At 40.8% G+C, this 20,826-nt stretch carries 17 protein-coding genes and 4 tRNA genes; 1 reads left to right on the forward strand and 20 read right to left on the reverse strand.

Translation table 11 applies throughout. From position 1 onward, the window contains the following. Nucleotides 1-2: 2 nt before the first annotated feature. The 15 genes from argC to tuf form a co-directional block, all read right to left on the reverse strand. Nucleotides 3-1,004, reverse strand: coding sequence for an N-acetyl-gamma-glutamyl-phosphate reductase (gene argC, locus TASI_RS07595; protein WP_014112179.1), 1,002 nt, complete (start codon nucleotides 1,002-1,004; stop codon nucleotides 3-5). Then, nucleotides 1,001-1,618, reverse strand: coding sequence for a GNAT family N-acetyltransferase (locus TASI_RS07600; RefSeq protein ID WP_014112180.1), 618 nt, complete (start codon nucleotides 1,616-1,618; stop codon nucleotides 1,001-1,003). The genes argC and TASI_RS07600 overlap by 4 nt, the downstream gene beginning before the upstream one ends. A 4-nt stretch (nucleotides 1,619-1,622) precedes the next feature. Next, nucleotides 1,623-2,105 (reverse strand): PACE efflux transporter, encoded by a 483-nt coding sequence (locus TASI_RS07605; RefSeq protein ID WP_014112181.1) that lies wholly within the window; start codon nucleotides 2,103-2,105, stop codon nucleotides 1,623-1,625. Continuing rightward, nucleotides 2,105-3,016, reverse strand: a complete 912-nt coding sequence (rocF, locus tag TASI_RS07610; RefSeq protein WP_014112182.1) for an arginase — start codon at nucleotides 3,014-3,016, stop codon at nucleotides 2,105-2,107. Before rocF ends, TASI_RS07605 begins: the two co-directional genes overlap by 1 nt. Nucleotide 3,017: 1 nt before the next feature. Beyond that, entirely contained in the window at nucleotides 3,018-4,247 is a 1,230-nt protein-coding gene (gene serA / locus TASI_RS07615; RefSeq protein ID WP_014112183.1) for a phosphoglycerate dehydrogenase, read from the reverse strand. A 97-nt stretch (nucleotides 4,248-4,344) separates the two neighbouring features. Next, nucleotides 4,345-8,667 (reverse strand): DNA-directed RNA polymerase subunit beta', encoded by a 4,323-nt coding sequence (gene rpoC / locus TASI_RS07620; protein ID WP_014112184.1) that lies wholly within the window; start codon nucleotides 8,665-8,667, stop codon nucleotides 4,345-4,347. After that, the gene (gene rpoB, locus TASI_RS07625; protein WP_014112185.1) at nucleotides 8,667-12,779 is read right to left on the reverse strand and encodes a DNA-directed RNA polymerase subunit beta; all 4,113 of its coding nucleotides are present in this window, start codon (nucleotides 12,777-12,779) and stop codon (nucleotides 8,667-8,669) included. The genes rpoC and rpoB overlap by 1 nt, the downstream gene beginning before the upstream one ends. A gap of 197 nt (nucleotides 12,780-12,976) precedes the next feature. After that, a complete protein-coding gene (gene rplL / locus TASI_RS07630; RefSeq protein ID WP_144312782.1) occupies nucleotides 12,977-13,366 on the reverse strand; it encodes a 50S ribosomal protein L7/L12 in 390 nt (129 codons plus the stop codon). A 63-nt stretch (nucleotides 13,367-13,429) separates the two neighbouring features. Then, nucleotides 13,430-13,954, reverse strand: coding sequence for a 50S ribosomal protein L10 (gene rplJ, locus TASI_RS07635; protein WP_014112187.1), 525 nt, complete (start codon nucleotides 13,952-13,954; stop codon nucleotides 13,430-13,432). Between the two features lie 226 nt (nucleotides 13,955-14,180). After that, nucleotides 14,181-14,885 carry a 50S ribosomal protein L1 gene (gene rplA, locus TASI_RS07640; protein ID WP_014112188.1) on the reverse strand — a complete coding sequence of 235 codons (705 nt, stop codon included), beginning with the start codon at nucleotides 14,883-14,885 and terminating at the stop codon, nucleotides 14,181-14,183. Beyond that, nucleotides 14,885-15,319 (reverse strand): 50S ribosomal protein L11, encoded by a 435-nt coding sequence (rplK, locus tag TASI_RS07645; RefSeq protein ID WP_013521787.1) that lies wholly within the window; start codon nucleotides 15,317-15,319, stop codon nucleotides 14,885-14,887. Before rplK ends, rplA begins: the two co-directional genes overlap by 1 nt. Before the next feature lie 67 nt (nucleotides 15,320-15,386). Further along, nucleotides 15,387-15,929, reverse strand: a complete 543-nt coding sequence (nusG, locus tag TASI_RS07650) for a transcription termination/antitermination protein NusG (RefSeq protein ID WP_014112189.1) — start codon at nucleotides 15,927-15,929, stop codon at nucleotides 15,387-15,389. 2 nt (nucleotides 15,930-15,931) lie between these two features. Beyond that, nucleotides 15,932-16,318: a preprotein translocase subunit SecE gene (gene secE, locus TASI_RS07655; protein ID WP_014112190.1), complete on the reverse strand. Its 387-nt coding sequence runs from the start codon at nucleotides 16,316-16,318 to the stop codon at nucleotides 15,932-15,934. 26 nt (nucleotides 16,319-16,344) lie between these two features. Then, nucleotides 16,345-16,420 (reverse strand) — tRNA-Trp (locus tag TASI_RS07660). Between the two features lie 72 nt (nucleotides 16,421-16,492). Beyond that, nucleotides 16,493-17,683 carry an elongation factor Tu gene (gene tuf, locus TASI_RS07665; RefSeq protein WP_013521790.1) on the reverse strand — a complete coding sequence of 397 codons (1,191 nt, stop codon included), beginning with the start codon at nucleotides 17,681-17,683 and terminating at the stop codon, nucleotides 16,493-16,495. Nucleotides 17,684-17,943: 260 nt separating this feature from the next. Here tuf and TASI_RS07670 point away from each other — a divergent pair, with 260 nt between their 5' ends. Continuing rightward, entirely contained in the window at nucleotides 17,944-18,675 is a 732-nt protein-coding gene (locus TASI_RS07670; RefSeq protein WP_014112191.1) for a tetratricopeptide repeat protein, read from the forward strand. A 95-nt stretch (nucleotides 18,676-18,770) separates the two neighbouring features. Here the strand turns inward: TASI_RS07670 and TASI_RS07675 are convergent. From TASI_RS07675 to TASI_RS07695, 5 genes are all read right to left on the reverse strand, one after another. Then, a tRNA-Thr gene (locus TASI_RS07675) sits at nucleotides 18,771-18,845 on the reverse strand. Between the two features lie 28 nt (nucleotides 18,846-18,873). Beyond that, a tRNA-Gly gene (locus TASI_RS07680) sits at nucleotides 18,874-18,947 on the reverse strand. A gap of 6 nt (nucleotides 18,948-18,953) precedes the next feature. Then, nucleotides 18,954-19,039, reverse strand: a tRNA-Tyr gene (locus TASI_RS07685). A 65-nt stretch (nucleotides 19,040-19,104) separates the two neighbouring features. After that, the gene (locus TASI_RS07690) at nucleotides 19,105-20,055 is read right to left on the reverse strand and encodes a ParB/RepB/Spo0J family partition protein (protein WP_014112192.1); all 951 of its coding nucleotides are present in this window, start codon (nucleotides 20,053-20,055) and stop codon (nucleotides 19,105-19,107) included. Between the two features lie 3 nt (nucleotides 20,056-20,058). Next, entirely contained in the window at nucleotides 20,059-20,826 is a 768-nt protein-coding gene (locus tag TASI_RS07695; RefSeq protein ID WP_014112193.1) for a ParA family protein, read from the reverse strand.

A 20,826-nucleotide genomic window follows, 5' to 3' on the forward strand; every position in this document is an offset into this window, starting at 1 on the left:
ATCTAAAAAGCCGTACCCTTAAGCTGTAATCCAAGCGTCTCATCCAATCCGCACATCACATTCATATTCTGCACAGCCTGACCCGATGCCCCTTTGAGCAAATTATCGATAACAGAAGTCACATGCACATATCCATTATGAAATTCCACATGCAACAAACATTTATTAGTATTTACGACCTCTTTAAGACTCACTTGCTTTTCAGAAACATGTACAAACGCACTGCTCTCATAAAAGTCGCAAAAGTGCTTGATTAGGGCCTCTTCAGACATAGTGCCATTCCATTTTGTATATACGCTTGCAATAATACCGCGTGTAAATGGTCCTCTCATAGGCACCCATTGCAAAGGTGGCAATGCCCCCGCTTTCTCTCCATCTGCCCTTTCCTCTACAGCCACTGCATTCAAGGCACCCATAATCTCTTCAATATGCTGATGCTCGAAATTCTTATATATAGTCACATTTGCTTCGCGATAACTATAGTGCGTCCAATCATTAGGTATGCGACCAGCTCCAGTAGAACCAGTCACCGTATGAGCATGCATATCATCAACGATAAGCCCAAGAGCCGCCAATGGAGCCATTGCAAGAATAATCGATGTAGCTAAACACCCTGGATTAGCAACACTATGTGATTTACGAATTCTTGCTCGATTCAACTCCGTAATACCATAGATAAATTCGCGATCATCAAAACGTGGTTTGTTTCGAAAATCATTGCCAAGGTCGACCAATCTACAATCCTGCGATATGGAATGCGTATACAAAAATTCTTGAGATAGCCCGTGACCCAAGCACAAAAATAAAACGTCCGCATCACCCACTTCACGCGTGAATTTCAGATCTGTCTCTCCCAGCAAATCGCGATGCACGGTGTCAATACGCTCGCCCGCACTCGAAGTCGACGACACAGACTTAATTTCTACTTGCGGATGTCTCACCAATAAACGCAAAAGTTCTCCAGCTGTATATCCCGATCCTCCAGCAATTGAAACTTGAATCATGATCTATCCTTCTTAAGCATGCCTTTAGCGATAGGCACAAATTTCTTTGTATAAGAGCCAACAGTTTTCACTACTCCTTTCGGTTTTGTAGCAGGGTCAAATAGCAGCCCCGTACATAGGCACATCTTATTATTATTGCGCTGCAAAATGTCGTAGTTTCTACAGCCCGCACAGCCCCTCCAAAATTCTTCGTCCGCAGGCAATTCAGAGAAGGTCACTGGCTTAAAACCAAGCTCCGTATTCATCTTCATCACAGCCAAACCCGTGGTTATGCTTATAATTTTCGCTTGCGGATATAGTTTACGTGCATGCTCAAATATGCGTTTTTTTATGCGACGTGCGATGCCTTGATTTCTATAATCGGGGTGCACAACAAGCCCAGAATTAGTAACAAACTTATTATTACTAAAAGTCTCGATATATGAAAAGCCAACCAGATGCTTACCATCTAAAGCAATAATGGCCTTTCCGCTATCAATTTTATCCGTAATATACTCGGGCGTTCTTTTGGCAATGCCCGTGCCTCTAGCCAGTGCTGATGTATAAATCAACTGGCAAATATCTTGCGCATATTTTGCATGTTCTTTTTGGGCAATTTGAATTTCGACGGCCATATAACTATTTTGAGAAGTACTTAAGTCTCACATAGTCATATGTTAAATTATAAAAATACGTATACAATAGGTAAAACACTATATAGCCCGCATCAAACACTAGGGCTTCTACTAAACTCATATCCATATACCAACATATTATCGGTATCGTAAATAGAAGCAATGTCCCTTCAAATCCCACCATATGCAGAATTCGGACGCCCTGAGTTTTGCTCAGTCCGCGTTTAATCAGAAACATATCGAAAAGAGAATTATATGTATAGTTTAGAATTAAAGCGATTACCGCAATCACAACCGTGATTACACCAACATCAAAAAGAGGCTGTCCATAAAGCCAGCTTATAAGCGGAGCAGAAAGAACAATTCCCAAAAATTCAAAGAGGGTCGCATAGAAGACCCTCTCGGCAGGACTCTTATCGTAAACTCTCTTTAAATCTATGTCCTGCCCATCAATATCTTGGGCTTGGGTGGCAATATCCTCGTGCACTATCGAACTAATGTATTTTTACCAAACAAACTCTCCACAAGTTCGCAAGCTATATTAGCTGTAAGGTTTTGTACATCAAGTGCAGGATTTAGTTCAACAATATCAAGAGATGCTACAAGACCCGTGTCCGCAATCATCTCCATGCAAAGCTGTGCTTCGCGATAATCAGGGCCTCCACGAACTGTTGTACCAACTCCAGGAGCAATCTCTGGATCTAGAAAATCCACATCAAAACTCACGTGTAAATGATATTCATCAGTAAGCCCCTCTAGAGCATATTCCATAGCTTCACGCATACCTATCTCATCGAGCTTGCGCATATCGAAAACAGGATAGCCCGCTTCATGCACCATCACCTTCTCGATTGTGTCTACGCTTCGTATGCCGATTTGAAAAATTTGATCGGATGTGAGGGCGGGAACAACTCCACTTAATTCGATCATTTCACGAGGGCCACGGCCAAACAAGCAAGCCACAGGCATGCCATGCATATTTCCGCTTGGTGTAGACTCAAATGTATTAAAGTCCGTATGAGCATCAAGCCATATCACACGAAGCTTCTTTCCAGCTTCACGACAATATCGAGAAACCGCACTAATTGAACCCGCAGCAAGACAATGATCGCCTCCGAGCATGATTGGGAGATTGCCTTGTTTTAGCTCATCATACATGGCATCGTGCGTTAAGCGATTCCAAGTAACTACTTCCTCGAAATTGCGATACCCACCTTCAGGCGGACGCACTGGATTAACGGGTCCATGAAGATTACCACGATCTAAAACTTCAAATCCCATCGCAAGTAATCTATCACTTATTCCTGCTACGCGAAGAGCTTCAGGGCCCATTGATGAGCCCCTATGCCCAGCACCAACATCTGTAGGTACACCAACTAATGCGATTTTTTTATTCATATTAATAAATAACTCGGGTTTTGATTGTTCCGTCGATAGCTTTTAATTTTTCAAGAACTTCTTTAGGGTCAGTCACGTCTACATCCACTACGACATAGCCCACTTCTGCATTTGTTTGAAGATATTGGCCCAAAATGTTAAGGCCGCTTTCGATAAACACCTTATTGACCTCTGCAAGCACACCAGGCTTGTTTGTATGGATATGCATAAAACGACTCGCACCTTTGTTAGGAGTGAGGCTCACTTCAGGGAAATTTACAGATGTAATAGTAGAGCCAACATCAGAGTAAGCCACTAATTTGCTCGCTACTTCAGAGCCGATATTAAACTGTGCCTCAACTGTAGAACCCCCGATATGCGGCGTAAGAATTACATTTTCAAATGCACGCAAAGGCGATACGAATTCTTCTTGATTAGATTTCGGTTCTTTAGGGAATACGTCGATTGCAGCACCTGAAAGATCGCCCTTCTCAAGAGCCGCTGCCAATGCATCGATATCTACAACAGTACCGCGAGCTGCATTGATTAAAATACCGCCTTTTTTCATTTTGGCAATGCGCTCGGCACTCATCAAGTTTTTGGTGGTTTCATCTTCTGGCACATGCAAGGTAACGATATCGGACTGAGCTAGTAGGTCGTCAAGATTGGTGATCTCGTGAGCATTGCCAATTGGGAGCTTGGCTTCGATATCATTGAAAAACACTTCCATACCCAAGGCTTCAGCCAACACGGAAATCTGTGTACCAATATTTCCATAACCGATAATGCCTAATTTTTTACCGCGAACTTCATGGCAGCCCTCAGCGGATTTCTTCCATTCACCTCGATGAACCTGCATATTAGAGGCAGGAATTTTACGCATCAAAAGAATCATCTCAGCAAGCACAAGCTCCGCAACAGACCTTGTGTTTGAGAAAGGTGCATTAAACACTGCGATACCACGTTTAGTGGCAGCCTGAAGATTAACTTGATTCGTACCGATACAAAAGCAACCAATAGCGATTAATTTCGGAGCTTTAGAAATCACTTCTTCTGTAAGCTGAGTTCTGGAGCGGATGCCAATAATATGCGCATCTGCGATAGCGTTTAAAAGATCATCGCCTTCGAGAGCTTTTTTGTGATAATCGATATTTGTATAGCCGTTACGCCCAAGCACTTCAAGAGCATTTGGATGCACGCCTTCTAACAAGACGATTTTAATTTTGTCTTTATCAAGAGAGAACTTTTCCATGAGAACACCTTATAAAAATATGTGGTAATTATAATCCTAAAAAACAAAGCCCCCAGACTTCGTAAAGATAGGGGGCTGTGTGATTTACTGCTTCAAACTACTGATTTTGTGGATCAGGAGTATCGTTATTATTGCTTGTAGTTGGCAATGTAAAGAAAGACGACATCGCACCACCTAAATCATCAGCTGCATTATCCTTCGCTTGACTTGCAGCTCCAGCCACCTCTTCGAATGGATTTTCAACAACACTCGATGAGCTTGACGACATATCCGACGAACCCATGGAGCTTGGTGCATTTGATGCTGCTTTTCTAGCTAGGTGATATGCAAGTCCAGTACCTGCTGGAATTAAACGACCAACGATAACGTTCTCTTTAAGTCCGTTAAGTTTATCGCGTTTACCGATAATCGCAGCTTCTGTTAGAACGCGAGTTGTCTCTTGGAACGATGCCGCAGAGATAAATGAGTCAGTAGACAAGGAAGCCTTAGTAATACCTAAAAGGACATTTTCGTAAGTGGCTTCACGTTTACCTTCTTCACGCATGCGATCATTTTCATTTAAAAGCACCGCACGCTCAACTTGCTCTCCAGGGATGAAATCAGTATCGCCTGCATCAACAATATTTACGCGACGAAGCATTTGACGAACAATCACTTCGATATGCTTATCATTGATTTTCACACCTTGTAGACGGTAGACATCTTGCACTTCGTTCACAATATATTGAGCAAGTGCTTCGATACCTTTAAGTCTCAAGATATCGTGAGGGTCAGGAGGACCGTCAACGATAAGTTCACCTTGGTTTACAACTTGACCATCGTGAACAAGAACTTGTTTCTCCTTAGGAATCAGGATTTCGTGCTCTTCACCATCTACTTTAGTAATGATTAGACGTTGCTTACCCTTAGTTTCCTTGCCGAAGGAAACATTGCCAGTGACATCAGCAAGCACACCAGCATTTTTCGGAGAACGAGCCTCGAAAAGTTCAACAACGCGAGGTAGACCACCTGTAATATCGCGTGTTTTCTGAGATTCTTGAGGGATACGAGCTAAAATCTCACCCACGTCTACATCTTGGCCATCACGCACAGTAATCAAGGCACCCACTGGGAATGTAATATTTACTGGATGTTCAGAACCAACGATTTTTACCTCTTCGCCGATATCATTTAGAAGCTTAATCTGCGGACGAAGAACGCTTTTACCTGTGCGAGTTTTTGGAGTAATCACAACTAGAGTTGATAGCCCCGTAATCTCATCCACTTGTTTGGCAACGGTTACGCCTTCTTCGATATTCTCGAATTTCACGCGACCTTTATACTCAGACACGATAGGACGTGTTAACGGATCCCATGATGCAAGCTGTGCACCAGCATTTACTTGATCGCCGTCACCAACTAAAACCGTAGCACCGTAAGGAACTTTGTGGCGCTCTCTTTCGCGATTTTGATCATCATAAACAACAATCTCTCCTGAACGTGAAATCGCAACTCGCTCTTTCTTCGCATTCGTTACATAACGCATAGAGCCAGCAAAGCCGATGCGACCAGCTGATTTAGTTTCAACAGCGGAAGCTAGTGAGGCACGAGATGCGGCACCACCAATGTGGAAGGTACGCATGGTAAGCTGAGTACCAGGCTCACCGATTGATTGGGCTGCAATAACTCCGACAGCTTCACCGCGATTTACTAAATAGCCACGACCTAAGTCGCGTCCATAGCAATGTGCACAAAGACCATGACGTGTTTCGCAAGTAAGCGGAGTGCGAATCTTAACTTCGTCAATACCAAGTTTATCGATAAGTTCTACTTTATCTTCATCTAGCAATGTGCCTGCAGGGATGGCAACTTGTTGCGTTTCAGGGTCAAGAATATCCAACGCAGCAACACGTCCTAATACACGATCGCGAAGAGGCTCAATAACATCACCACCTTCAACAAGTGCTTTCATCACATAACCATTGCTTGTACCGCAATCTTGTTCAGTGATTACTAAATCTTGAGTAACGTCCACTAAACGGCGAGTTAAGTAACCTGAGTTCGCTGTTTTAAGAGCAGTATCGGCAAGACCTTTACGAGCACCGTGAGTTGAGATGAAGTACTGTAATACGTTTAGACCTTCGCGGAAGTTAGCGGTAATTGGTGTCTCAATAATGGAACCATCTGGTTTAGCCATCAGACCACGCATACCAGCAAGCTGACGAATTTGAGCCACAGAACCACGAGCACCCGAGTCCGCCATCATATAAATAGAGTTAAATGACTCTTGAGTAAGTTCATCACCGAATCTATCGATAACAGGTTCAGTTGACAATGTCTCCATCATTTTCTTACCAACTTTATCGCCTGCTTTACCCCAAATGTCGACCACATTGTTATAACGCTCTTGAGCCGTTACAAGACCTGAAGAGTATTGATTGTCGATCTCTTTAACTTCGGCTGCAGCTTTTGCAAGAATTTCTTCTTTCTCTTTTGGTATGACCATATCGACCATAGCAATCGAAATACCTGCTTTAGTTGCAAGACTGAAACCAGATTGCAGCAGTTTGTCCGCAAAAATAACAGTATCACGAAGACCGCAACGACGGAACGACTGATTAATTAAACGAGAAATCTCTTTTTTCTTAAGTGCTTTATTAAGAACACTAAATGGCAAGCCTTTTGGCAATATTTCCGACAACAACGCACGACCCACTGTAGTTTGGAAACGTTTAAGTTGCGGTACGTAATTTCCATTCTCGTCTTTTGAGTATTCATTTAGTCGTACAGTTATGCGAGATTGAAGTCCAACATCTCCATTATTATATGCACGTAACATCTCTTGAATATCAGAGAAGAACATGCCCTCGCCCTTACCGTTAATACGTTCACGAGTAGCATAATATAATCCCAAGACCGTATCTTGAGAAGGTACGATTGAAGGTTCACCACTTGCTGGGAACAACACATTATTAGAGGCAAGCAATAGAGTGCGAACTTCCATTTGAGCTTCAAGTGAAAGCGGTACGTGAACAGCCATTTGGTCACCGTCGAAGTCGGCGTTAAATGCCGCACAAACCAACGGATGAAGTTGAATAGCTTTGCCCTCAATTAATTGCGGCTCAAACGCTTGAATACCAAGTCTATGTAGAGTTGGTGCACGGTTTAACATTACAGGGTGTTCACGAATAACTTCAGCCAAGATATCCCATACCTGTGGATCTTGACTCTCAACCATACGTTTAGCTTCATTGAAGTTTTTCGCAATACCAAGCTTATATAAACGGTTGTGAATAAAAGGTTTAAACAACTCAAGAGCCATCAATTTCGGCAGACCGCATTGATGAAGTTTAAGTTGAGGACCAACAGTAATTACCGAACGGCCTGAGTAGTCAACACGTTTACCAAGAAGGTTTTGACGGAAACGACCGTTTTTACCCTTGATATTATCTGCCAATGACTTAAGTTGACGTTTGTTTGCACCAGTCATCGCTTTACCGCGACGACCATTATCTAGCAAGGAATCAACTGCCTCTTGAAGCATACGTTTTTCGTTACGTATGATAATTTCTGGAGCAGTTTTAAGCTCGAATAAACGTTTAAGTCGATTATTACGGTTAATAACGTTTATATAAAGCTTATTAAGATCTGATACTGCAAATCTTCCGCCATCAAGTGGTACCAATGGTCTTAAGTTAGGTGGCAATACTGGCAATACTTCCAATATCATCCACTCAGGTTTAATTCCTGATTTTTGGAAACCTTCAATTACTTTTAGACGCTTAGAGATTTTCTTAACTTTTGCATCAGACTTAGTTACTTCTAATGCTTCGCGTAATGTCTCTACTTCTTTATCTATATCGATGGTTTGGAGAAGCTCACGAATAGCCTCTGCACCCATAGAAGCTTCAAATTCATCACCATATTCTTCTGTGCGGCGATCATACTCTTCGGAAGTCATGATTTGCCCACGTTTTAATGGGGTCATACCAGGGTCTGTAACGCACCATGCTTCAAAATACAACACGCGTTCAATATCACGCAATGTCATATCAAGCACCATACCTAGACGAGAAGGCAAGCTTTTTAAGAACCAAATATGTGCAACTGGACTTGCAAGTTCGATATGACCCATGCGTTCACGACGAACCTTAGACTCAGTTACTTCAACACCGCATTTTTCGCAGATTACGCCACGATGTTTTTTACGTTTGTACTTACCACATGAACATTCGTAATCTTTGATAGGACCAAAGATTTTTCCGCAGAATAAGCCATCGCGCTCAGGTTTAGATGTGCGATAGTTAATTGTTTCTGACTTACGAACTTCACCGTAAGACCAAGAACGGATTTTATCTGGTGAGGCAATACCAATTCGAATTGAATCGAACTGATCTTTGCTGTTGGATACTTGTCCGTAAAGGTTAAGAATACCTTTCATTACTGTTTACCCTCCAACTCCATATCAAGACCAAGTGACCTGATCTCTTTAACAATTACATTGAATGATTCTGGCATACCTGCATCGATAACGTGATCGCCTTGGATAATGTTGCGATTAACGTTGTTACGACCTTCCATATCATCTGATTTTTCTGTGAGCATTTCTTGAAGTGTAAATGCTGCACCATAAGCCTCAAGTGCCCACACCTCCATCTCACCGAAGCGCTGACCACCAAACTGAGCTTTACCGCCCAATGGCTGTTGAGTAACAAGTGAGTACGAACCTGTAGAACGAGCATGCATCTTATCGTCTACCAAATGGTGTAGTTTCAAGTAGTGCATATAACCGATGGTTACTGGTCTTTCAAAAGGTTCACCAGTGCGTCCATCTATCAAATAAGCTTGAGTACGAGAATCTGTAAGCTTCAATTTCTCTTTAATATCATCTGGATAAGCAAGCTCTAGCATGCCATTAATCTCTTCTTCAGTAGCACCGTCAAACACAGGAGTTGCAAACGGTATACCATCTTTAAGATTATGTGCCATTTCGATGATTTGCTCATCAGTCAATTCTTTGAGAGATTCCGATTTACCAGTGCTGTTATACACTTTTTCTAAATATTTACGAATCTCAGAAGCTTGATTTTTACGCTCTTCAGCCAGCATGTCAGCAATACGTTGTCCAATACCTTTTGCTGCCCATCCTAGATGAACTTCAAGTACCTGACCCACGTTCATACGCGAAGGCACGCCTAAAGGGTTTAGAACGATATCTGCTGGTGTTCCATCTGCCATATGAGGCATATCCTCTACTGGCAATATTCTCGATACCACCCCTTTATTACCGTGGCGGCCTGCCATTTTATCTCCAGGCTGTAAACGACGTTTAACAGCAAGGAAAACTTTAACCATCTTGCGAACGCCTGGTGGTAATTCATCACCTTGAGTAAGTTTTTTCTGTTTTTCTTCAAAACGTACATCAAATTCTTGACGTTTTTTCTCGATTGAATCTTTTGCTTGCTCGAGAATAACAGCTACGTCTTCATCTACAGGACGAATATCAAACCAGTCCCATGTTGGAAGATTTTCTAAATAATCTTCCGTAACTTTCGCACCTTTTGCTAATGAATTTGGACCACCATTTGCTTTAGTACCTATAAGCACTTTACGTAAACGGTTGAACATATCTTTCTCAACAATTCGAAGTTGAGAATCTAGATCTTGACGATAACGACGTAATTCTTCTTCAATAATTGATTGTGCACGTTTATCTCTTTCTACACGTTTACCTGTAAGAACTTGAACATCGATAACAGTACCAACCATACCCGATGGCACGCGTAAAGAAGTATCTTTAACGTCTAAAGCTTTATCTTGGAATATTTCACGAAGCAACTTAGTTTCAGGGCTTTGTTGAGTCTCACCCTTAGGTGTTACTTTTCCTACTAATACATCGCGTGCACGAACTTCAGCACCGATATGTACAATACCAGATTCATCCAATCTATTGATTTGTTCAGCAGCTAAGTTAGGAATATCTCGAGTAATCTCTTCATCACCTAATTGAGTTTCACGAGCAACAACTGAAAGTTCCTCAATATGAACTGATGTGTATCTGTCGTTTGCGATAACTTTTTCGGAAATAAGAATCGAGTCCTCAAAGTTATAACCATTCCATGGCATAAATGCGATAAGCATGTTTTGACCAAGTGCAAGCTCTCCCAGGTCAGTTGACGCACCATCTGCAATAACATCACCGCGTTCAACAATATCACCTTTCTTAACGATAGGACGTTGATTGATATTTGTATTTTGGTTTGAACGAGTGTATTTAGTTAAATTATAAATATCTACACCCACACTACCTGATTTGCTTTCATCATCGTTAACGCGAATTACGATACGCTCTGAATCTACAAAGTCAACTTGACCACCACGAGTAGCTTGAACAGTAGTACCTGAGTCAACCGCTACTGTTCGCTCAATACCTGTACCTACCAATGGTTTTTGAGGTCTTAAGCAAGGAACAGCTTGACGTTGCATGTTTGCGCCCATAAGTGCACGGTTTGCGTCATCATGTTCAAGGAACGGAATCAATGAAGCCGCAACTGAGACGATTTGTGAAGGTGCAACGTCAATATATTCAACCTTATCTGGTGACATAAGCATAGTCTCACCAGCTTGACGACACGCAATCAAATCGTCTATGAATTTACCTTTAGCATCAAGATTTGCATTCGCCTGAGCAATAACATATTTGCTCTCTTCAATAGCCGATAAATAATCAATCTGATCTACTACACGACCATTTTCTACTTTACGATATGGAGTTTCTAAGAAACCATATTCATTTTGGCGAGCATATAGAGCCATAGAGTTAATCAAACCAATGTTTGGACCCTCTGGAGTTTCGATTGGGCATACACGTCCATAGTGAGTTGGATGCACGTCACGAACCTCAAACCCAGCACGCTCACGTGTTAGACCACCTTGACCCAAAGCAGATACACGACGTTTGTGCGTAATTTCTGACAATGGATTTGTTTGATCCATAAATTGTGATAATTGGTTAGAGCTAAAGAACTCTTTGATTGCAGAAGAAATCGGTTTTGAATTAATCAAATCATTTGGCAATAAATTCTCAGACTCTGCATGTCCAAGATGCTCTTTAACAGCTCTTTCTACACGGACTAAGCCAGAACGAAATTGGTTTTCAGCCAACTCACCTACACAACGAACACGACGATTTCCTAAATGGTCAATATCATCAATTTCTCCGCGACCATTACGTAAATCAACAAGAGTTTTGATGGTATCTAAAATATCTTCGTTAGTTAAAGTAGTAGGGCCTTTAACAGTGTCACGACCTAATCTTCTATTAACTTTCATACGTCCAACAGCAGATAAATCGTAAGTATCTGCGTTATAGAACATACGGTTAAATAAAGACTCTACAGCATCGTCTGCAGGCAATTCGCCTGGACGCATCATTTTATAAATAGCTTTACGAGCCGCAGTTTGATCTAGTGTCTCATCAATAGCCAATGTAGAAGAAATATAAGCTCCATGATCTAGCTCATTGGTAAATAGAGTTTCGAACTCTTTAATTGAAGCTTTGCGTAACTGAGCAAGAACTGATTCAGTTATTTCTGTATTAGACTGAACAAGAATTTCACCTGTTTCTTCATCAATAATTGTTTTGGCAATGATTTGTCCTACCAAATAGTCATCTGGTACAGGTAATTTAGTTAATTTAGCAGCTGCAATATCACGCAAATGTTTTGAATTGATACGTTTGTCTTTAGGAACGATAACATTACCTTTTTTATCGACAATATCAAAGCGTGCTACTTCACCTTTTAGGCGTTCAGGCAAGAAATTTAGAACCGCACCATCATCTTTAAGTTCATATTTTGAGAACTCAAAGAATGTGCTCAAAATATCATCGCTTGTCATGCCAATCGCTTTAAGCAATATAGTAACAGGCATCTTGCGACGACGGTCTATACGAAAATATAGATAATCTTTATGGTCAAACTCAAAATCAAGCCATGAGCCACGATAAGGAATAACACGAGCAGAAAATAGCAATTTGTTAGAGCTGTGGTTTTTACCTTTATCATGCTCGAAAAACACACCAGGCGATCTATGCAATTGAGATACGATAACGCGCTCAGTACCATTAATGATAAATGAACCGTTATCTGTCATCAAAGGCAAATCGCCCATATAAACTTCTTCTTCTTTTACCTCTTTAACAGTAGGCTTGCTAGCTTCTCTATCTAATATTTCAAGACGAACTTTTGCATAAAGTCCAGAGTAATATGTAAGTCCGCGTAATTGGCATTCTTTAACGTCAAACGGCGGCTCTTTAAGAACATAACTTACAAATTCTAACCTAGCCGATCCATTATTACTTTCAATTGGAAAAATCGACTTAAATGCCGCTTGCAGGCCAATTTCCGCCCTTTTTGATGGCGTTAAATCTTTCTGCAAAAAACTACGATAAGATTGAATTTGTGTTTCTAAAAGGTATGGTACGTCCTGAACGACTTGGCGCTTAGCAAAACTTTTGCGGATACGTTTCTTTTCAGTAAACGAGTAAGACATGCTCTCTCCGACCCCGAAGGTTCAAAAATTAATAGATATGGGTAGACCCCCATAAGGCACAGCCAAATAAATATACGGCTTTTAAAAAAGACACTTAAGAACTAAGCTTGCTGCGGAATCACAGCTAAAAATGCGTTTTTCAAAAGGCACAAAAACCCGAAGAGGCACAAAGTCCCTTCGGGTACCCATAAATTGGATTATTTAAGTTCGACTTTAGCGCCAGCTTCTTCAAGTTTTTTCTTAGCAGCTTCAGCGTCAGCTTTAGCAAGACCTTCTTTAAGAGGTTTTGGTGCACCATCAACAAGATCTTTAGCTTCTTTAAGGCCAAGACCAGTGATTTCACGAACTGCTTTAATAACATTAACTTTAGAAGAACCAACTTCAGCAAGTACTACTGTGAACTCAGTTTGTTCAGCAGCACCAGCACCGCCTGCATCACCGCCACCTGCAGCAGGTGCAGCAACAGCAACTGCAGCCGCAGCAGCAGATACGCCAAATTTTTCTTCCATTTCTTTGATTAATTCAGATAATTCAAGCACAGACATCGCTGCGATTGCATCTAGGATTTCAGCTTTAGTAGCCATAATATAAGAACTCCAAAATAAAAATTAAAAATAAATACCCAGGTAATAATTGCCTATCACTTCCAACTAAGCTGCTTCTTTTTGATCTCGAACAGCAGCAAGTCCGCGAACGAACTTAGTAGGAACTTCATTAAGCGTACGCACAAATTTCGCGATAGGAGCTTGCATAGTACCCATAAGCTTAGATAACAACTCTTCTCGTGACGGCATAGTAGCAAGTTGCTTAATGCCATTACTATCAAGAACTGAACCTGGTAATGCACCTGCTTTAAGAACAATTTTGTCGTTCTCTTTAGCAAAGCTTGAAAGTACCTTAGCTGCGGCAACAGGATCTTTACTAATTGCATAAATTAGAGGACCAACTAACTTGTCTTCTAATTGTTGGAAATTAGTATCCTTAATTGCACGTGTAACTAAAGTATTTTTCAGGACACGTAAATAAACGCCTGATTCGCGTGCTTTTTTGCGCAATACAGTGACAGAGGCAACGTCAATACCACGATATTCGGCAACAACAATCGATTGTGCTTCTGACAATTGAGCAGAAATTTCATCGATTACTACTTGTTTTTCATTCCGATTTAAACTCACGGTTTGAACACTCCATCTAAAAAACACTCGGGGTTTCCCCTTCATGCTACCTATAATGCGGCGTACTTCCTGGTAGAGCTCATAAATGAATTCTTCCATGGGACGAACGCCATCTACGCGGGATCTAGATTACTAGTTTTAAGATTTTGAACTGCAAGCAGTCTAAATCTCCTGCGGTCTTTGACGGCAACACTCAGAGCACTTACTGAGTGCAGCCCAAAGTTCTTTAATTGTTTGAAGCTGATAAAGAACCAACCTCAACCTTAGCTCCGCCACCCATAGTTGATGACACAGCTAATTTACGTAAATAAATACCTTTTGCAGCAGCAGGACGAGCTTTATTAAGTGCGTCAACTAATGCAAATAAGTTTTCTTGTAATTTCTCAACATCAAATGATGCACGACCGATAGTCGCATGGATAATACCTGCTTTGTCGGTACGATATTGCACTTGACCTGCTTTAGCATTCTTAACTGCTGTAGCAACATCAGGAGTTACAGTACCAACTTTAGGGTTAGGCATAAGCCCACGTGGACCTAAAATTTGACCTAATGTACCTACAACACGCATAGTGTCAGGTGAGGCAATGACTACGTCAAAATTAATATTTCCGGCTTTAATGTCTGCCGCTAAATCATCTAGTCCTACGATATCCGCACCAGCTGCTTTAGCTTGTTCAGCTTTTTCGCCTTGAGCAAACACAGCTACGCGTACAGTTTTTCCTGTCCCAGCAGGCATAACTACAGAACCACGAACTAACTGATCAGATTTCTTAGGGTCTATACCAAGTTGAACTGCAACGTCAATAGACTCATCAAATTTTGCAGTTGCTGTTTCTTTAATTAAAGCTAAAGCTTCAGAAACAGGATAAAGTTTATTGCGATCGATTTTTGAAGCAATCGCTGCAGTACGTTTTCCTACTTTAGCCATTATTGTTCTCCCTCAACAGTGATACCCATACTACGTGCACTTCCTGCAATAGTTCTAACTGCAGCATCAAGATCAGCAGCTGTTAAATCAGGTTCTTTTGTTTTGGCGATTTCTTCAGCTTGAGCACGAGTTAATTTACCCACTTTATCTAAGTGAGGGCGAGATGACCCCTTTTGAACACCAGCAGCTTTCTTAATAAGAATAGTAGCTGGCGGAGTTTTCATAATAAACGTAAATGATTTATCTGCATATGCAGTAATCACTACTGGAATTGGAAGTCCTGGCTCCATGCCTTGAGTTTTAGCATTAAAAGCTTTGCAGAATTCCATAATATTAAGACCACGTTGACCTAATGCAGGGCCAATCGGTGGTGATGGATTTGCTTTACCAGCTGGCACTTGCAGCTTGATATAGCCTACGATTTTCTTAGCCATAAAATATCTCCTTGCGGGTAAATCGCTCTAAGAGCTCCCCGGGGTTACATAAAACAAGTCTAAAAGACTAAATACCTTCTTTTTCGACTTGACTGAAATCAAGTTCAACAGGGGTACTACGACCGAAAATCATCACAATTACTGTGACACGATTCTTCTCGTAGTTCACCTGATCAACTACACCATTGAAATCGGCAAATGGTCCGTCTTTAATGCGGAGCGTTTCACCAACTTCAAAAAGCACTTTAGGACGTGGTTTTCCGCCACCTTCCTCTAAATTAGAAAGAAGTGAATCAACTTCTTTTTGAGGGATTGGAGATGGTTTAGAATTTGATCCACCACCTAAAAACCCTGTGACACGATTGGTACTTTTTACAAGATGCCATGTGTCGTTATTAAATTCCATTTCAACCAGAATGTAGCCAGGAAAAATCTTTCTTTGACTAACACTTCTTTTTGAACCACGAGTTTCAACAATTTCTTCAGTAGGAACCAATATGCGGCCAAAATACTCTTGCATTCCAGCTTGTTCAATTCTCTCTTGAAGAGCCGCATGAACTTTCTTCTCCATACCTGAAAATACATGCACTACATACCAACGTAAACTCATGATTAATTCCACCCTAAAGTGAGACCATAAATAATCCACACTAAAAGCTTATCTATAATCCAAAGCAAAATAGCCATCACAGCTGAGAAAGCAAATACAACCCCAGTCATCTGAAATGTCTCTTTTCTAGATGGCCAAGTAACTCTTTTTAATTCGTTATATGATTCTCTAGCAAAAGCAATTGTGCTTTTACCTTTAAAACTACTAAGAAATAGAACTAATGCAATAATTGCACCGCCCACAAACATACCTATCCTTGCAATAAGAGGATATTCTGTGAAGTATGAATAAGCGAAAATGCCAGCTATTAAGCATAAGACAGCGATGGCAAGTTTAGCTTTATCTCCTGGTTGTGCAACAGTTTCTATTTGGTTGTTATTAGTTGACATATAATGAACTTTGTCTACTTAGTGAGTGGCAGGGGCAGTAGGAATCGAACCTACAACCTTCGGTTTTGGAGACCGACGCTCTGCCAATTGAGCTATACCCCTATTTTTATAAAAACTAACAGTGGCTATGTGAAAACACATGCCACTGCTAAGCAATCAGTATAAATCTAATGCTTACTTAGTGATTTTAGCTACAACGCCAGCACCAACTGTACGACCACCTTCACGGATAGCAAAGCGAAGACCTTCTTCCATCGCAATCGGGCTGATTAGCTCAACGTCCATCGATACATTATCGCCTGGTAGTACCATCTCTTTATCCGCTGGCAATGTTATCGCCCCTGTCACATCCGTTGTACGGAAGTAAAACTGCGGACGATATCCTTGGAAGAATGGTGTATGACGGCCACCCTCTTCTTTAGATAGAATATACACCTCTGCTGAGAAGTTAGTGTGTGGCTTGATTGTGCCTGGTTTTGCTAACACTTGACCACGCTCTACGTCTTCACGTTTTGTACCACGAAGTAGTAAGCCCACGTTATCCCCTGCTTGACCTTCATCAAGTAGTTTGCGGAACATCTCTACACCTGTACATGTAGTCTTAGCTGTCTCACGAATACCTACAATCTCAATCTCTTCGCCTACTTTAATCACACCACGCTCAATACGGCCTGTAACCACTGTACCACGACCTGAAATTGAGAACACGTCCTCTACTGGCATCAAGAATGTTCCATCTACCGCACGCTCTGGTGTTGGAATATATGTATCCAAAGCTTCTGCTAATTTTAAAATCGCTTCTTTTCCTAGTGGACCTTCGTCTCCTTCTAGAGCTAACTTAGCTGATCCTTTAATTATCGGTGTGTCATCACCTGGGAAATCATATTTAGATAAAAGCTCACGAACTTCCATCTCTACTAACTCTAATAGCTCCTCATCATCTACCATGTCCGCTTTATTTAAGAACACGATAATATAAGGTACGCCTACCTGACGTGATAAAAGAATGTGCTCACGTGTTTGTGGCATAGGACCGTCTGCTGCTGAGCATACCAATATCGCTCCGTCCATCTGTGCAGCACCTGTAATCATATTTTTTACATAGTCAGCGTGCCCTGGGCAGTCTACGTGTGCATAGTGACGTGTTGCTGTCTCATACTCTACGTGTGCTGTATTAATAGTAATACCACGTGCTCTCTCCTCTGGAGCAGCATCAATCGCTGAATAGTCTTTCGCTTCACCACCGTACATCTTAGACAATACAGTCGTAATAGCTGCTGTCAATGTTGTTTTTCCGTGGTCTACGTGACCGATTGTACCTACGTTTACGTGTGGTTTGGTACGTTCAAACTTCTCTTTAGCCATGCTTCCTACTCCTAAGGATTAGAGGATAATATTGTTATAATATAAAAGGGAAAACCCTATTTTTAACATAAATCAATATGCCGTGTAAAGCAAAATTTTAAAAATATCAAGTACTTTTAAAATTTAAATTGGAAATTGTTGGATTTCGGGGACATTGCCACCTAAAAGGGTAAATGTAAAAGCCAAACAATCTTTACATGTAACATGCAATTAACAATAAAGACCTATAGTTAATGAACATTTAATAAACCACGAGTCCAATGAAATTACCTAAGATAGCCCTTGCGTTTGCAGTCTTAATAGTTGCTGGCTGTGAAACTGTGACACCAAGTAATCCTAGAGGAACTGTATATCAAAGCTCAGGTCCCACCGAGAACGATATTATCAATCTTGAAAATAAATGCTATTCAGGCGAAACCTACTATTGCAATGCTCTAGCAAATTATTACTATGTTGGAGCTGCCACTCCACAAAATAAATCTAGAGCTATAGATCTTTGGAGAAAAGCTTGCAATATAAATGTTGCTGAAGCTTGTTTTAACTTAGGTAAAGCCTATCTTAACCGAGAAGAAGGTTTAAGAGGAAATAAAACGGCTATAAAACTACTTACCAAAGCCTGCGACAAACGCGAAAGACGTGCTTGCACTCAACTCGGAGAATTGCACGAAAAGGGTAAAATCGTATCAAGAAACAGAAATAAAGCCTACGCTTACTATTCAACCGCATGCGATATGGTCGATGAGAAAGCATGCCACAGACTCGGTTTAATGCAGGAATCACGATCTAGCGATCGCTCAGGCATTTTGAAAGCTGTTGTTTCTTACGAAAAAGCATGTAGATTTGATATAGCTGAAAGTTGCTTGCGTGCTGGAAATATATATAGCACAGGCAAAATAGTATCGAAAATTCCTAAAGTAGCTTCAAAATTCTACGATAAAGGCTGTAATCTAGGCAATAAGGAATCTTGCAAGAAACTGGGTCGACTTCGTTAATCTAGTATATTGCACAATTTAGGTACTACAGCTAGTTCTAAGGATTTTGGGAATTTGATAAGAGCTGCTTAAACACTAGCTTTCAGGCGAATTCATGGTGCTCCTGGCGGGAATCGGACCCGCGACCTCTCCCTTACCAAGGGAGTGCTCTACCACTGAGCCACAAGAGCGATTCTGAATGGTGCTGGGACCTAGTATTGGAGCGGGTGATGGGAATCGAACCCACGTCATCAGCTTGGAAGGCTGTTGCACTACCATTGTGCTACACCCGCATTTGATGGTGGTAGAGGTTGGATTCGAACCAACGTAGGCGCTAGCCAACAGATTTACAGTCTGCCCCCTTTAGCCACTCGGGCACTCTACCTACACAATTTAGTGTAATTTTTAAGTATATTATAAGGGTAAAAAGCTGTCAATAATTCTGTGGTACTAATCCAATAGTTCCAGTACACCTTGTTTATCGAGGATTTCGTTAAGTTGGTCCCAACTGTGAAAGTTCATAATTAGTTGACCCTTTTCTTTAGAACTCATCTTAAGATTTACAGTAGTATTGAAGTGGTCAGATAATTGGCTTTCAAGTCTAAGAATATCATTTGATTTTTTCTTGTTTTTCGGTTTGCTTGTCTTAATATCTTCCGATTGCTTAGAAACAAGTCTTTCAGTCTCTCTTACAGATAATCCTTTAGCTACAACCTGATTAGCCAGGATAATTTGTTGAGCACTATCTAAAGCTAGAAGAGCTCTAGCATGTCCCATATCCAATTTTCCATCGTCCAATAATTCTTGAACAATTGGTGCTAAGTTAAATAGTCTTAATAAATTAGTAGTAAAAGATCTTGATCTGCCTACAGCTTTTGCGGCTTGTTCGTGGGTGAATTTGAATTCATCTATTAGTTGTCGTATTCCTCTAGCTTCCTCTAGAGGTTTTAAGTCCTCTCTTTGCATATTCTCTACAAGAGCCATGATAGAGGCTTGTTCATCATTAGCTTCCTTGATTAAAGCGGGAATTTCGCTTAATCCAGCTTTTGTAGCAGCTCGGAATCTACGTTCACCAGCTATGATTTCATATTTATCATTTGATATAGGTCTAACTAGTATGGGAATCATAACCCCTTGATTTTTAATTGAATTTGTCAAATCATCAAGATTCTCGGAGTCCATATGCTTGCGAGGTTGGTATTTACCAGGTTGAAGTTTTGATAAGGGTAATTCGACAACACTAGCTGGGTCAGGTGTTTTTATTACTTCTAGAACATCAATGTCTTCTCGTAATAAATTTGACAAGCCGAGTCCCCCTAACCCCCTCTTATTCTTAGATCCAACAGATGAGGTCTTTGTAGGTTTTTTAGAAATTGTTTTTTTATTAGAACGAGTAGCCATCTACTAACCTCCGAATTTCTTCAAAAATTCTTTTGCAAAATCTTTATACGCAACAGCACCCCTAGAATTTTTATCGAATAATACTCCAGGAATTCCATAACTAGGTGCTTCAGCTAGACGTACATTTCTAGGAATGATTGTTTTAAATACATTGTCTTTAAAATGTTCTATAAGTTGCTCAGAAACCTGCTGCTGTAAAGTGATTCGATTATCATACATAACTCTTAATAGAGAAATGCTCTTTAAGTTTCGATTCATATTTCTATTAACCAATTTAATCGTATGGGATAAATCGCTTAATCCCTCTAGTGCAAAGTATTCGCATTGCATAGGAATTAAAACGCCATCAGCTGAATTAAGCCCGTTTAAAGTTAATAGAGATAAAGTAGGAGGACAATCAATCAAGACAAAATCATATTTATCAGATATAGATGACAGTGCTTCAGAAAGCTGTTTTTCTCTTCCTCGCACATCCACTAAATCCATATCCGCACCAGCTAATTCTCTATTTCCAGGTAAAACATCATAACCACCAGACTCTGATTTTATTATTGCATCCTGAATAGCACATTTACCGATAAGAACTTCATAAACAGAGTTGCTTAAGGATAACTTATCAATACCACTTCCCATGGTAGCGTTTCCCTGAGGATCTAAATCCACCAATAACACTCTTTTTTTTAATGCAGCTAGACTTGCTGCTAAATTAATTGCAGTTGTTGTTTTACCTACTCCGCCCTTCTGGTTGGCAATGCAAAAGACTTTAGCCAC

The organism is Taylorella asinigenitalis MCE3, from assembly GCF_000226625.1.
GTDB classification, from domain to species: Bacteria; Pseudomonadota; Gammaproteobacteria; order Burkholderiales; family Burkholderiaceae_B; genus Taylorella; species Taylorella asinigenitalis.